We start from the raw sequence: 13825 nt of genomic DNA on the forward strand, positions 1-13825 counted from the left end.
GAACAAGGGATGTTAGTCCCTTGTTCATAGAAAGACCTATATAAAAATTAAATGTGTGCGTAAATCAACTTGGTTTAATCAAATCGAATCTCTTTAGAAAGGAGGTGATCCAGCCGCACCTTCCGGTACGGCTACCTTGTTACGACTTAGCCCCAGTCACTGGTTTTACCTTCGGCGCTTATTAAAGGCGACTTCGGGTACCCCCAACTTCCATGGCTTGACGGGCGGTGTGTACAAGGCCCGGGAACGTATTCACCGCGCCGTGCTGATGCGCGATTACTAGCAATTCCAGCTTCATGGAGTCGAGTTTCAGACTCCAATCCGAACTGAGACCACTTTTTAGGGATTAGCTCCACCTCGCGGTATTGCAGCCCTTTGTAGTGGCCATTGTAGCACGTGTGTGGCCCTAGGCGTAAGAGCCATGCGGACTTGACGTCATCCCCACCTTCCTCACTACTTGCGTAGGCAGTCTTTCTAGAGTGCTCGGCATTACCCGGTGGCAACTAGAAACAGGGGTTGCGCTCGTTGCGGGACTTAACCCAACACCTCACGGCACGAGCTGACGACAGCCATGCAGCATCTGTAATAGCTCCCCTTGCGGGACACCGGCTTTCACCGGCTTTAGCTATCATGTCAAGCCTAGGTAAGGTTCTTCGCGTTGCATCGAATTGAACCACATGCTCCACTGCTTGTGCGGGCCCCCGTCAATTCCTTTGAGTTTCAACCTTGCGATCGTACTCCCCAGGTGGAATACTTAATGCGTTAGCTGCGACACTGAGTTTAACCCCAACGTCTAGTATTCATCGTTTAAGGCGTGGACTACCAGGGTATCTAATCCTGTTTGCTCCCCACGCTTTCGTGCTTTAGCGTCAATAGTGGACCAGAGGACCGCCTTCGCCACTGGTGTTCTTTCTGATATCTACGCATTTCACTGCTACACCAGAAATTCCATCCTCCTCTTCCACATTCAAGCCTTGCAGTATCAAAAGCAGTTCCAGAGTTAAGCCCTAGGATTTCACTTCTGACTTACAAAACCGCCTGAGCACCCTTTACACCCAGTAAATCCGGACAACGTTTGCCCCCTACGTATTACCGCGGCTGCTGGCACGTAGTTAGCCGGGGCTTACTTTTGAGGTACCATCATATTCCACAGAGTGGAAATTTTTTCCCTCACTACAGAGGTTTACAAGCAAAAGCCCTTCATCCCTCACGCGGCGTTGCTGCTTCAGGGTTTCCCCCATTGAGCAATATTCCTTACTGCTGCCTCCCGTAGGAGTCTGGACCGTGTCTCAGTTCCAGTGTGACTGATCATCCTCTCAGACCAGTTACTGATCGTCGCCTTGGTGGGCTATTACTCCGCCAACTAGCTAATCAGACGCAGGCTCATCTTCAGGCGCCGAAGCTTTAACAACTGTCTTGATGTCAAGCCGCTGCATCATCTGCTATTAGCTCCGGTTTCCCGGAGTTATGTCAGACCTGAAGGCAGATTACCTACGTGTTACTCACCCGTGCGCCACCTCCACAAGATATTGCTACCTTGCTTCAGTTGACTTGCATGTATTAGGCACGCCGCCAACGTTCGTCCTGAGCCAGGATCAAACTCTCCGTAGTAATTTTTTTTAATACTTTGGAGTTTGATTTTTTTATAACCGACATGATAAATAAATTTATCACTGGTTGTTGATGAAACTCAAGAAGAAATTACGCACACAAACTTATTATGTTTGCGTGTTAAAATTGTTGAAAGAACGTAATTATACTTTTATGAGATTTTTGAATCCGGTATAATTAATCAGGGTTACGAAATTAGCTGTATTTCTTCTCAATGTCAAGGAACAAAACAGGTGAGCCGGGGTAAATATTTTATAGGTATTACACTTATGTTAGCTATCTGTTAAGCAAATAATGCAGATAGCAAACCACTTTTTTTTAAAAAAAAGTTAAAATTTTTTTATTTTTTTAGGTTTTCTGCTTGATCAAATTCCGAATTTAACTCCGAAGACATCGGAATACTCTTTTATATTACGTAAATACATATGTTTATATCCCGCAAAGCGGGAAATCGGCTCCAGAGGAGTTCATGCGTGACAAAAAACTCTGAAACACAGGTTACATGTGGCAGTTTGAGAAAGCAAAGTAACCCTTTATCGGAAATTTAATGACATTTGAATGTAATGAAATATTTACGTTTTAGTAGCATTAGATTTTTTTCCCCACATTTGGCCGGCCTTTTATGCAAAAAATATACGTGCCTACAAACGAAATTATACTTAACCTGACTTTTTGCTTTTGGTTTGCCGCAATTTGTGATGGAGGTTTTAGTAATAATCAGTTTTGATTTTAGAAGATTGGATTCGCTCCAAAATTCTCACAAAATTAATTTGTTTTGAATATTTTTATTGGGTTTTGCCATATCACCTTTAAAAATATCCATATTTTTTGTAATTTGGGGAATGGATGAAGCACTTTACAACAAAGTATACAACATTGACTGTTTGAAAGGATTTCAACAGCTTGAAAATGAAAGTATTGACTTAATACTTACTGATCCACCCTACGGTTTAAATACAACTGGAGTCAGCAATGACGCGAATTTAGATAGTTATTATTCAATTTTGCCAGAAAGCTATAGGGTTTTAAAGAATGATGCTTTTTTTATAACTTTTTTCAGCACTAAATACTTTCCACTTGCATTCCAAAATAATCCTTTTAAATATTTCTGGAATTTTGTATTATATTGCCCTAACGGGCAAGTAAACTCACCAATTGGCTATACTAAATACATGTCATGTATTGTTTTCAAAAAAGGTAACCCTAAAATGATAAAACGCTCTAAAGATATTTATGTAGATACACCTGGAAGAATGGTAGAGCCTGATGAAGGTTTTATAGACCACCCCACACCTAAACCCAAGACATTTATTATGGAAATATTAAAAATGTTTTCTAAAGAAGGAGATGTAATTTTAGATCCTTTTATTGGGAGTGGGGCAACAGCAGTTGCTTGTAAATTAATAAATAGAAATTTTATAGGATTTGAAATTGATAAGAAGTATTGTCAGTTATCATTAAAAAGGCTTAAGAGTTTTGAGAATGGAAAATAAGAAAGAAATATTAGGGCAATATTTTACTAAATTAGAGGTAGCAGATAAGCTTGTTGCCTTATGTTTAAAGTATAAAATCTTCAATGACAATATTTCTGTTTTAGAGCCTTCTTACGGGACAGGTAATTTTGTCGCTGTCCTTGAACAAAAAGGCTTTACAGAAATTGAGAAATACGAAATTGACAAAGAACTGACTGATAATCCGCGAGATTTTTTTGATTTACCACTGAGCAGTAAATTTGATTTAATAATAGGGAATCCGCCTTTTACCAAATATAATTTAATTGAAAGTTATTTTAAGCCTGCTGATTATTTTAAAAATAAAATAAAGCCATGGGATTACTTACCAATTAAAGAGGCAAAAACGGAAAAACTTAGAATTGAAAACGCTTTTATTTATAAGTGTTTAAAACATATAAACAAAGATACAACTTCTGCAATTGGATTTGTTCTTCCCATTTCATTTTTTATTAAGAACAGGAATGCTTCTCTTAAGCATGAACTGAAAAACAAGTTTAATACAGTAGTAATATATCAAAATGATAAACCGTGGTTTGATTATAACATACCTTGTTGTTTTGCAATATTTACAAATACAGAAGACTACAAAGATAAAATTCATTTAATATATGAAAATTCTGATAGGCATGAATACCAATATAATTTAGATATGATTTGCGAGGAGATTATACCTGAAGTTGTTTATAACAAAGAAAGCGGGCAGATAACTAATGATGAGGGAATTTCGCTCAGTGATTACCTGGATAATAAACCTGTTCACGTAAGAAAATCATTTACTGGTAATAATGTTTCTGCTAAAAATATTCTCGAAAGGCAAACAATTCCTTTGGGTAAAGATGTTGAAGATTATAGGTTAGCTGTGGTTAGGGTCGGTAATTCCAGTGTTGGTAAATCAGGATTAATTAATATTAAAGAAGATACATTAAACGATATGTTTTTCGTTTTTGATTTAAAAAAAAATTACTCTAAAGATAAGAAAGTAAAAGAAAGTGTTTGCCAATCAATAAACAGTAATCTTGATTATTTTAAAAAAGTAACAAGTAGGGTGGGAAGTAAGTCTATCAAGAAAGAAGATATTTATAACTTTAAGATTATCTTATAACACTTTTTACTGCGTTAATAATATTCCTTACATCTTCTTTATGTTGTTGTGAAGTTAATGCAAAAATCTTTATACAGTCTATTATAAAATTGTTGTTTGTTTTTGTTAAGATATATTTTACATACTCATTCTTATTTGCTTTTCTTCCTACTATATTTTCGACAGATTTATTTAAAGGTAAACAAACATAAATCATTGTTTGATATCCGATTGCCCTTTGTTTATGCCTTACAGAACATTCAACAATGTAGTCATCTTTTTTAACGGTAACCGTATTATAGATATCAGTAAATTCATTAAATGTTATACCCTTTATTACTTTTGAACTTTTAGGTATTCTTTTTATTGTGTCCGGTTTATCTAGTAGTTCTCTTTCTTCGATAGAATTAATATACTCAATTAGATCATCAAGTTTTGTAGCTTCGATTATATCGTTTTTAACAGCTAAATATAATAACCTTGATAGTTCATATCCATATTTTAACTTTTCATTTCTTTTGAATTTAATTTTTTTTATAATTCCTTTATTTTTTTTACCTTCTTTATCCTTATCATTTGATTCATAACCTATTTGCCATTCGACATAACATTTATTATCAATCTCCTTTTTCCTTGTTGGGAAAAAATGACCAAAACTATCAGTTTCTGGCCTTTCTTTTACTCTAATTTTGCTGCTTGGGGCTGTAATAGGCAAACTAATAACTATTGTATTCTTTGAAGATGAAATTTTTGCATACGTTTTAGCCATTATGGTATTAAATTATTTATTAAACTTTCTACTTTCAGATTCAAACGGCTCGGGGACCTCAACTCCCCATAACGTTGGTCTCTCCTGTACTTCTTTTGAATCACTTGTGGCAATTTTACTGAAGTGGAGATTAAAACCTATGCTGCATTGTAATCTTCTTTGTTTTTTGGAGTCAATTTTAGGGTTTAATGTTATTGAGCAATCACAATAGGGCTGTTTGGATTTTAACAATTGAGCTTGTTTTCTTATTTCGCTAAAATGAACACTATAAGATTTAATTAACTTGTCTAATTCGTATATATCATCAAGAGATAATGGTGCCCACAGGGAATTCCATAAAGCCTTGTCAATCTTTGTGGAAGTTACATTTACAATCCTTTTTAATTTTCCTTCCTGCTTCCAAAATCCCACAAGTAGGATGAAATCTTCATCAATTGATCTCTGCCTGATGGCATCACCCATATTTATTGAAGAAGCATATTTTATGGTCTTAATAGAGACCGGCAAATTCCCGTATCGTTTGTTTGCTTCTTTGGCTATATCCCACTTTGCACCGTAACCAGTTTCATACTTTTCAAAAAAAGTATCTCTTACCCATTTTTCAAATACGAAACCATGTGATTGAACTTCAGCCATAAGGTTTAAACCTCCTCTAATAGATCTTTTACTTTAACTTTTAATGCTTTTGCAATCTTTTCAATATTTACCAACGATACATTTCTTCTACCATTTTCTATGCTGTTTATATAAGTCCTATCTAAATCAGCTTCAAGAGCTAAATCCTCTTGTGAAAATTTCCTTATTTGTCTTAATTCTTTAACTTTTTTGCCAAATTTTTGTTTAATGTCCATTTACAAATATCCTCCTTTAGTTGACTATAAGTCAATTGACTATGCGTCACGTTTCAATAATACTGAAGAAATAGGGAGTTGTCCTTATGCTTCTAAGAGGAGAGTATTAACATACCCTTTCGACTCCCATTCCAGAGGCAAACACAGCACAAAAAAGGGTTAAACAAGGAAATACAAAAAGAGACAGTCAGGACAATAAAAAACCCGATTAACATTTAAGTTAATCGGGTTGAAAAATGGTTTCTATGTGTGTATTAATTAAGCCGGTTCAAATTCATAATGCAAAAGCAAAAGTTATTCAGAATCAACTGCGGCTAAAGCAATTGTTTACCACTTCAGCTTTGTTTCGCACTTTTCCACGGGGGTTTAGGTTTTGCGAAACAAAAAAATGACCACACCCCGCGCGCGTTCCGCTAAAAGCGGGACTTCCCCTCCTTAAAAAAGAAGGGAGCTATGATCAAAATCCATTTCGGGAACAAAAAATCAAAAGCGTGACAGATATGAGGTCTAAAAAAAAATATCATCACATGATACACATATATGCACATTGCATATATAAATTTGTATTAATATTTACGGGTAACCCTGATAAATTAAAAACACTCTGCTTAAATTTATTTATCCAACTTTAAATTTTTAAAACTGCCTAGGAGGGCATTCAACATATGAAGCAATATAACAAAGAGCTTGCTGAAGATATTTCTTTACTAAAGGCAATGCATGCCAAAAAGGATAAAAGTGGTTTCAACGCTCTTAAAGAGGAAATTATGCGAAAGCATAACATAAGCAAAGCTACGGTTTACCGTGAGCTGAAAAAAGACATGCCCGGTGTTTATAAAACACCAAACTACAATCCCCCTAAAATGGAAATTACCACAGAAGAAGCGTTGATGGTTCGCGAGCTTCTTTTACAGGGCAGGCAGAACCAGGAAATAATGAAGATAATGACTCGTGAGCTTGGAATTCATTATTATTGGGACAGGTTTGACCGTGTAAGAAAAATGGCTGAAGAGCTTGATGAAAATGTTTATGATATTAATCGTTCTTATTTTCCTGAGCGGGGTAATATGTTCTTTGAAAGAATATTGGGAACTGAATATATGGCTGAAGGCGCTTATAAGCTGATAGATATAGACGGTAAAATGATCCGGTTAAGCAAAAATACCCTTGATATGTTTAAGGTATATGTAATGAGAGATAACCCGATAAGCGGTGAGCCGCCGCAAATGAACTTTCTGGAAAATGAAATAATTTTTCATGCAGAAATAACAGAAGGGCTGCGCAGAAAACTTAACATGATGCATAAGACGGGAGAAATGCCGAGCGCTTATGCATTAAGGAGCTTAATGGAAACAAAACAACTGATAGAGAAACGTGAAAATGCAATAAACCGGCATAGAGAAATACTTTTAAAAGAAAGAAAACTCTTAGAAGAAAGAAATCTTAGTGAAGAAAACAATAACGGTAACAGAAAAAAGAAATAAATATGTACACCGCAGGGAGCAGCTGATATTCGTTCAATATTGTTTAATGGATCAACAGTCATTTACGACCTGCTCTATTAAGTGGAATATTTTAAATCTCCGTTTTTTTCATTACAATAATAAATCTATCTAAAGTTGTTTTGAAGCAGCCTTCGCTGCGAATAATTTCAGAAGCGGCGAGCAGCTTATTACGATATTTTTCCCCGGAAAAATCCGGCACAAGCCAGCTGACAGTATTTATATATGCTGTCAGCACATCCGGGTCGCAGAATTCTGTATATCCTTCGCATTCATCCTGCAGAATAACACTGAATGGATATTCACCCAGATCTTTTAATGCTTTTTGCAGAGACCAGTCTTTATACTCAGGGTCGAACTTTACGCCCAGCAGTTCAGGGATCTCTTTATCACAATTCCATTTTACCTGCTGGGTAATAAAATAGCCGCCCGGCTTCAGTATGCGGCAGATCTCTGATGTATCGTAATATTCATGCCTGTTTATAACAAGGTCAAACATACCACCGGCAAACGGAAGTGAGCTGTCTTCATAGCCGCTAATCACCTTTACTCCGAGCGGGTTGAGGTTATCTTCTGCTATTTTAATATTCGGCAGATAATTTTCCGTTGCATAAGTATTGGCAGGAAGGGGAGATAGTGTTTTGAGAAACTCACCGCCGCCTGTTCCCATATCAAGCAATTTATTGGTATTGCAGAAATAATGTTTTACTATTTCGCTGTAATTCCACGACAGGGGAGTTTCTTTCATTTTCCCGCTGTTGAAGTAAGCGGAAAAATCCCACCCTGTTATTTTCTCATCGAAATTCATTTATAAAATCATTAATTATATGCAATTTACATAATAATTAATAATAATTTAATGAAAGATATTAACAGCGTAGATTTTTCAAAGATAAAATTTGTATTGATGGATTGCGACGGTGTATTAACCGACGGTTCATTGTTATATATGCCAAACGGAGATGTTATTAAGAACTTCCACGCGCATGACGGTTACGGCATTGAGCGCGGCCACCATCACGGGCTGAAGTTCGCGATAATATCAGGAAGAAAAGCTGAAGCCAATAAGCACAGAGCTGAAAGGCTGAAAATAGAAGAGCTGTACGAAGACTGTAAGGATAAATGCAGCGCAGCAGAGGAAATTACCAAAAAATATAATATCAGGTTTGAAAATTTCTGCTACATAGGAGATGATTCTTTTGATATTCCGCTTCTTGAACGGGTCGCATTTTCTTGCGCACCGCCGGAGGCGGTGGAAGATGTGAGAGCAGCAGTTCATTACATCACAAAAATTCACGCCGGTAAAGGCTGTGTCAGGGAAGTGATTGATATGATTTTGAAAAAGCAGGGTAAGATACAGATGTCTGAAAAATAGAACCTTACCAATGTGAAGGATGTTATATTTTAATGACTTCACATAATTGATACTTCACAGAGTTTATAGTAATTTGCAGAAAATATAAAAGGAGAGCAGCGATGAGAATAAAATTATCAGTTATTTTACTTTTTTTCATTTTTACAGCTTCAATCAAGTCAGACTGGCAGCAGCAGACATCAGGTACAACTGAAAATCTATTTTCCTCATTCTTTATTAATATGAATACAGGATGGGTTGTTGGTGCAAACGGGAAAATACTTTTCACATCAAACGGCGGCACCACATGGAGCCCGCAAACATCAGGCACTACGCAGACACTCTTTGATGTAAAATTCCCTTCCGCTCTAAATGGATTCATCATAGGCGGATCAAATACTTTCCTTAAAACAACCAATGGCGGTATTAACTGGGTTTTGTTTACTGTTCCGAACATGACAAGCACTAACGACCTGGATTTTACAGATAACAACACAGGTTACGTTTGCGGCACAGATGGTGATGTATCGCGCACTACCAATGGCGGCATTAACTGGACCAAGTTTGATATTGCTGCTTCTGATCTATTTACTATTAAAGTTTTTAACGGAGCAACTGCAATTGCAGCCGGTGTAGGCGGCTCGGTATTCAAGACTACCAACAGCGGTGCTAACTGGGTTCAGCAAACAACAGGTACAAATAATTTTGTAAGCAGTATTGTGTTTTCCGATATCAACACCGGGTATTTTACAACACTTGGGCTTACAGAAGCTGTGTTCAGAACCACAAACGGCGGGACGAACTGGACTGCGGCAACATCACCGGGAAATACTTCAGGTCTCAACGGGCTTTCTATAGTGAACGCATCAACTGTATATGCGGCCGGACCCGATGGCGTAATAAGAAGAACAACCAACAGCGGCTCAACCTGGGAAACTCAGCCTTCAGGTGATACTACAACTTTTCTGAGGGGAATAACTATGGTTGACGGCAATATTGGATATGTAGTAGGTAACAACGGCAGGATATTAAAAACTGTAAACGGCGGTATAGGCATTCAGCAAATTAGTACTAACGTACCTGAAGGATTTAAGTTATCTCAAAACTACCCTAACCCGTTTAACCCGGTTACTAACATTATTTTCAGTATTCCAAAAAAAGGTGTTGTAAAACTTACTGTATTTGATGCTGCCGGCAGAGAAACAGCAGAGCTGTTTAACGGAGAGCTTCAGGCAGGTACATATAATTATGACTTTGATGCATCGCATCTTGCCAGCGGAATATATTTTTATAAGCTGGAAGCAGGTGAATTTACACAGACTAAAAAAATGATATTGGTAAAATAATTAAAGCTTTGCGGTTTTTTCAATAAGCCAGTGGTTTATTCCGAAGAGATTAGAGTTCAGTTTTTCAGATGAAATCCTGAACTCTGCCACGGCTTTTCGCCGCTCTTTGACAGAAGATATTTCGTATACTCCAATAAGTCCTTTACACAATTTTAAAAAATTTTTGATAACACTTTTGTACAATTTATTTATGGTTGATTCCCTTGCAAGAAACTGACTGAATGAGTGTATAGCAGCTCGCGCTTCTTCATAATTTTGAGTATCAATCAGAAGCTGCAGGTGAATCAATTTCACCTGCAGCTTCATGATAAAAGAAGGAAAGTTGACTTTAGATATGTAATAAAGCGCTTTTTCGTAACTACCCTGTTGGTAATGAATCAACGCTTTTAGGTGATTCATCGTACTATCCTTATGCTGTTCATCAATTTTGTAGAAGTAGTTCTTAATGAATTTTTCAGCTGTTTCAATATCCCCGGCGCGGATAAATATCTTCGCGTAATGAATGAAATCAGGGTAATGGAATGTACCCAGGGCGACTGCATCCTTGCTGAAGGCGTGTTTGAACAGGTCGCGAAGCTCGAAAATATATTTTTTTTCAGCAAGGTTATTATATCTTTCAGCGCAGAAGCTGTTAAGATAAAAAAGAGCCATATATGAATCTTCTTCATCAAGGCTTTCGTAATCTTCAATATATATTTTTTTCAGCTCCCTGTAATGCTCTTCAGTTTTTTCCTCAAGCAGCAGGGCAATAAGCCTGTACTCCTTCAATGTAATGTTTTCAAAGCCGCTGTGTTTTTTTATATAACCCAGCACTTCTTCATACATCTTCATTGAAAATTTCTTGTCGTTTTCAATGCTCACGTGCTTCATAATGGTATATTGTTTCAGCAGGTTTAGCAGGGAAAGCTCAAACTGCGCACTGAATGTTTCATTGAATCCTTCATTGGCATTGGGTTTTTTGATCGTGTTAAGTATCTGCCTTTGATCTGCCAGCAAAAATTTATTGTATAAATAAATTCCATCCCTGGTTTTTGATGATCCAAGTTTTTTTTCTGCGGCATTCAGAATTTTTTCGTGAAGATCGAGCGCTCTTAAAGAACGGAGATTGACTATCAGGTTTAATTCAGGAGTAAACTCCGTAAAGTAAACAGGCTTTGTTCTGAGATAATTGTATGCAAGGTTCAGCAGGTCTGATAAGAGATTTTTAATTTTCTGGTACTCGTATTTTTCGACCGGGAAAAGTTTTTTAAAAACTGATTCTTCATCAAAAGCCGGCGGGCTGAATTCAGGGTGATATTTCAGAATAAATTCAGCAAGCTTTATAAGCTTCTTGTTTTTATTATAGAAAGGGGAGCGGACAAAATCCATGAATCTTCTGATATCCTGCTGCGGGAAATATTTTAATAATTTTATAAGCCTTGTATTGTGCATATGATAATTTTTCCCAAAAATAAGGTTTTTTTTGATAAAAACAGTGAATTTAATAGTCAGAAATTTTCTAAAACACAGAAAAAGTGTGTTTGAACCGGGTTATCAATTAAAGCTATGTTTGCATCACTAATGGCGTTAAAGGTGAAAAAAAATTTTCACCCCGCATTACTTCATAAGCATATAAGCATCTTAACGCCATTAGGATACTTTAAGCAAGTATTGGAAGTTTGCGGGGTATTTTAATTTGCAGGAGGAATTGCCGAATGAAGTTTATATTTTTTACTTTAATTCTGATATTATTCAGCACCAGCATCCAGGCGCAGTGGAGCCAGCAAAGCTCTGGAACAGTTAACAATCTTCATACCGTATATTTTATCAATAATAACACAGGATGGTGTGCGGGAGGCGGAGGTACAATACTTAAAACCACCAATGGAGGTGTTAACTGGATATTAACTTCCGTTTTCGGGGTTGACCAGTTTGTATCTATTCATTTTATAAATGAAAATACCGGGTGGGGTGTTACTTATCTTTATAAACTTGTTAAAACTACCAATTCCGGAGTTAACTGGAGCATTTTAGGTGAGGTAACCAACAGCAATTCGATCAATTCAATGAAATTTATTGATGCCAATACCGGTATTGCCGTTGGCAACAGCACAAGCATTTACAGAACAACTAACGGAGGTTTAAACTGGACGCAAACTCCTTCGTTGAGCTTCCGTCCGCTGCGCTCAGTATATTTTGCTGATCTTAATACGGGTTATGCGGTTGGTGATTCCGGTACAGTGCGCAAAACTACAAATGCAGGAGCAGACTGGAATGTTATGCCTGTAGTTAACGCGCTGTACAATCTTAACGGTGTTTGTTTTGTTAATCCAAATACAGGATGGGCTTCAGGACAGTTTGGAAAAATTTATAAAACAACAAACGGAGCAAGTACATGGGAAGAGCAGAACAGCGGTATTTCAGGAATTTCTAATCCACTTCATGCAATTCATTTTGCCGATATTAATACAGGCTGCGCCGTGGGCTCAAACGGCAATATAACAAGAACAACAAACGGAGGTACAAGCTGGGTAGCAGAGGCAAGCGGTGTTACAAGTGTTCTATTGGGTGTGCACTTTCCGGCGGGTTCAACCGGTTTTGCCGTAGGAGCTCAAGGTAAGATACTCAAATATTCCTCAGCCCCGCCGTTAAGTGACTGGTCTTTGCTTAACAGCGGTCATGCAGGACAGTTCTCCTCAATTCAGTTTGTAAATGAAAATACCGGATGGGCTCTTGGGAGCAATGATACAATTTTAAAAACAACAAACAGCGGCTTAAACTGGAGTGTTCAGAAAACAGGTGTGAATAACATCTACTATTCAGCTTATTTTAATGATATAAATACGGGTTATGCTGCAGGATATAACGGGGTCTTATATAAAACCACAAACAGCGGAAATAACTGGTTTGCTTTAACAAGCAATACCGGGCAGATATTGTTAAGTTTAGATTTTGTAAACAACAACACCGGATTTGCCTGTGGCACAAATGGTATTATTATAAAAACTACAAATGCAGGTCTGAACTGGCAAACACAAAATACTAATTTAACTGCAAGTATTCACTCAATAAAATTTATTGACCAGAACACAGGATTTGCCTGCGGCAGCTCGGGTAAAATCATCAAAACTACAAATGGCGGAGCAAACTGGGGTGAGCTTTCCGGCGGTACAGCTTCTACATTATATTCAATAGAACCTATCAGCGCAGCGGTAATTTATGCTTCAGGTGATAATGGTACTATTCTTTATTCAGTTAACGGAGGTACGAACTGGGTTATGCAAAGTTCAGGCAGCGCCAGTACAATCAGGAAAATTAAATTCCTGAATGGTGTTACGGGATATGCTGCCGGGTTTAATGGTACCTTACTTAAAACAACCAATAATGGCGCAAACTGGACTGCTGTAACAGGTATAGTTAACAGAAATTATCATTCGATGAGCTTTTACGGAAATTCAGGGTGGCTGGCGGGAGATGCAGGTACTATTCTCAGATCAACCAACTCAGGCGGAGTAATAGGAATTATACAGACCGGCAATGAATTGCCCGAAGCTTTCTCGCTTGCACAAAACTATCCAAACCCGTTTAACCCTGTTACAAATATTGAGTTTGAAATTACCGATCAAGGGCTGGTACGTTTGGAAATATATGATATACTCGGAAGGAAGACGGCAACTCTTGTAGAAAATGAACTGAAGCCCGGCAAGTATAAAGCAGAATGGTCAGCAGATGGTTATCCATCCGGAATATATTTTTATCGCTTAAGTTCAGGATCATTTACATCTACAAAGAAAATGATAATAGCAAAATAATAAATA

The 13825-nt window shown here is 37.3% G+C and carries 11 protein-coding genes and 1 rRNA gene; 6 read left to right on the plus strand and 6 right to left on the minus strand.

The window, feature by feature from the left end; translation table 11 throughout:
- Positions 1 to 97: 97 nt before the first annotated feature.
- Positions 98 to 1611: ribosomal RNA gene (locus J0M37_02920) — 16S ribosomal RNA — on the minus strand.
- A gap of 842 nt (positions 1612 to 2453) precedes the next feature.
- Between J0M37_02920 and J0M37_02925 the strand changes: the two genes are divergently transcribed.
- Together J0M37_02925 and J0M37_02930 are read left to right on the plus strand one after the other, a co-directional pair.
- The gene (locus J0M37_02925) at positions 2454 to 3104 is read left to right on the plus strand and encodes a site-specific DNA-methyltransferase (GenBank protein MBN8584019.1); all 651 of its coding nucleotides are present in this window, start codon (positions 2454 to 2456) and stop codon (positions 3102 to 3104) included.
- The gene (locus tag J0M37_02930) at positions 3094 to 4227 is read left to right on the plus strand and encodes a hypothetical protein (protein ID MBN8584020.1); all 1134 of its coding nucleotides are present in this window, start codon (positions 3094 to 3096) and stop codon (positions 4225 to 4227) included. The genes J0M37_02925 and J0M37_02930 overlap by 11 nt, the downstream gene beginning before the upstream one ends.
- Here J0M37_02930 and J0M37_02935 read toward each other — a convergent pair.
- The 3 genes from J0M37_02935 to J0M37_02945 are packed head-to-tail and all read right to left on the minus strand — an operon-like array spanning position 4217 to position 5826.
- On the minus strand, positions 4217 to 4975 hold the full coding sequence (locus tag J0M37_02935; protein MBN8584021.1) for a R.Pab1 family restriction endonuclease: 759 nt from the start codon (positions 4973 to 4975) through the stop codon (positions 4217 to 4219). The two genes, J0M37_02930 and J0M37_02935, sit on opposite strands and share 11 nt — an antisense overlap.
- A gap of 12 nt (positions 4976 to 4987) precedes the next feature.
- Positions 4988 to 5611 carry a hypothetical protein gene (locus J0M37_02940; protein MBN8584022.1) on the minus strand — a complete coding sequence of 208 codons (624 nt, stop codon included), beginning with the start codon at positions 5609 to 5611 and terminating at the stop codon, positions 4988 to 4990.
- A 5-nt stretch (positions 5612 to 5616) separates the two neighbouring features.
- Complete coding sequence (locus tag J0M37_02945) at positions 5617 to 5826, minus strand: helix-turn-helix transcriptional regulator (protein ID MBN8584023.1); 210 nt, start codon at positions 5824 to 5826, stop codon at positions 5617 to 5619.
- A gap of 665 nt (positions 5827 to 6491) precedes the next feature.
- Between J0M37_02945 and J0M37_02950 the strand changes: the two genes are divergently transcribed.
- The gene (locus J0M37_02950; protein ID MBN8584024.1) at positions 6492 to 7310 is read left to right on the plus strand and encodes a hypothetical protein; all 819 of its coding nucleotides are present in this window, start codon (positions 6492 to 6494) and stop codon (positions 7308 to 7310) included.
- A gap of 91 nt (positions 7311 to 7401) precedes the next feature.
- Here the strand turns inward: J0M37_02950 and J0M37_02955 are convergent, their stop codons facing one another.
- Entirely contained in the window at positions 7402 to 8136 is a 735-nt protein-coding gene (locus J0M37_02955) for a class I SAM-dependent methyltransferase (GenBank protein MBN8584025.1), read from the minus strand.
- Positions 8137 to 8187: 51 nt separating this feature from the next.
- Between J0M37_02955 and J0M37_02960 the strand changes: the two genes are divergently transcribed.
- Positions 8188 to 8703: an HAD-IIIA family hydrolase gene (locus J0M37_02960; protein MBN8584026.1), complete on the plus strand. Its 516-nt coding sequence runs from the start codon at positions 8188 to 8190 to the stop codon at positions 8701 to 8703.
- Positions 8704 to 8804: 101 nt separating this feature from the next.
- Complete coding sequence (locus tag J0M37_02965) at positions 8805 to 10028, plus strand: T9SS type A sorting domain-containing protein (GenBank protein MBN8584027.1); 1224 nt, start codon at positions 8805 to 8807, stop codon at positions 10026 to 10028.
- Here the strand turns inward: J0M37_02965 and J0M37_02970 are convergent, their stop codons facing one another.
- Entirely contained in the window at positions 10029 to 11459 is a 1431-nt protein-coding gene (locus J0M37_02970; protein ID MBN8584028.1) for a hypothetical protein, read from the minus strand. It lies immediately after the preceding gene.
- A gap of 263 nt (positions 11460 to 11722) precedes the next feature.
- Here J0M37_02970 and J0M37_02975 point away from each other — a divergent pair, with 263 nt between their 5' ends.
- Positions 11723 to 13819, plus strand: coding sequence for a T9SS type A sorting domain-containing protein (locus J0M37_02975; GenBank protein ID MBN8584029.1), 2097 nt, complete (start codon positions 11723 to 11725; stop codon positions 13817 to 13819).
- Positions 13820 to 13825 lie beyond the last annotated feature (6 nt).

The organism is Ignavibacteria bacterium (genome assembly GCA_017303675.1).
In the GTDB taxonomy this organism is placed as follows: domain Bacteria; phylum Bacteroidota; class Ignavibacteria; order Tepidaquicellales; family OLB5; genus OLB5.

Coding starts and splice junctions, on each gene's coding strand:
- J0M37_02925 (MBN8584019.1), top strand. CDS start 2,454: ATGGATGAAGCACTTTACAACAAAGTATACAACATTGACTGTTTGAAA.
- J0M37_02930 (MBN8584020.1), top strand. CDS start 3,094: ATGGAAAATAAGAAAGAAATATTAGGGCAATATTTTACTAAATTAGAG.
- J0M37_02935 (MBN8584021.1), bottom strand. CDS start 4,975: ATGGCTAAAACGTATGCAAAAATTTCATCTTCAAAGAATACAATAGTT.
- J0M37_02940 (MBN8584022.1), bottom strand. CDS start 5,611: ATGGCTGAAGTTCAATCACATGGTTTCGTATTTGAAAAATGGGTAAGA.
- J0M37_02945 (MBN8584023.1), bottom strand. CDS start 5,826: ATGGACATTAAACAAAAATTTGGCAAAAAAGTTAAAGAATTAAGACAA.
- J0M37_02950 (MBN8584024.1), top strand. CDS start 6,492: ATGAAGCAATATAACAAAGAGCTTGCTGAAGATATTTCTTTACTAAAG.
- J0M37_02955 (MBN8584025.1), bottom strand. CDS start 8,136: ATGAATTTCGATGAGAAAATAACAGGGTGGGATTTTTCCGCTTACTTC.
- J0M37_02960 (MBN8584026.1), top strand. CDS start 8,188: ATGAAAGATATTAACAGCGTAGATTTTTCAAAGATAAAATTTGTATTG.
- J0M37_02965 (MBN8584027.1), top strand. CDS start 8,805: ATGAGAATAAAATTATCAGTTATTTTACTTTTTTTCATTTTTACAGCT.
- J0M37_02970 (MBN8584028.1), bottom strand. CDS start 11,459: ATGCACAATACAAGGCTTATAAAATTATTAAAATATTTCCCGCAGCAG.
- J0M37_02975 (MBN8584029.1), top strand. CDS start 11,723: ATGAAGTTTATATTTTTTACTTTAATTCTGATATTATTCAGCACCAGC.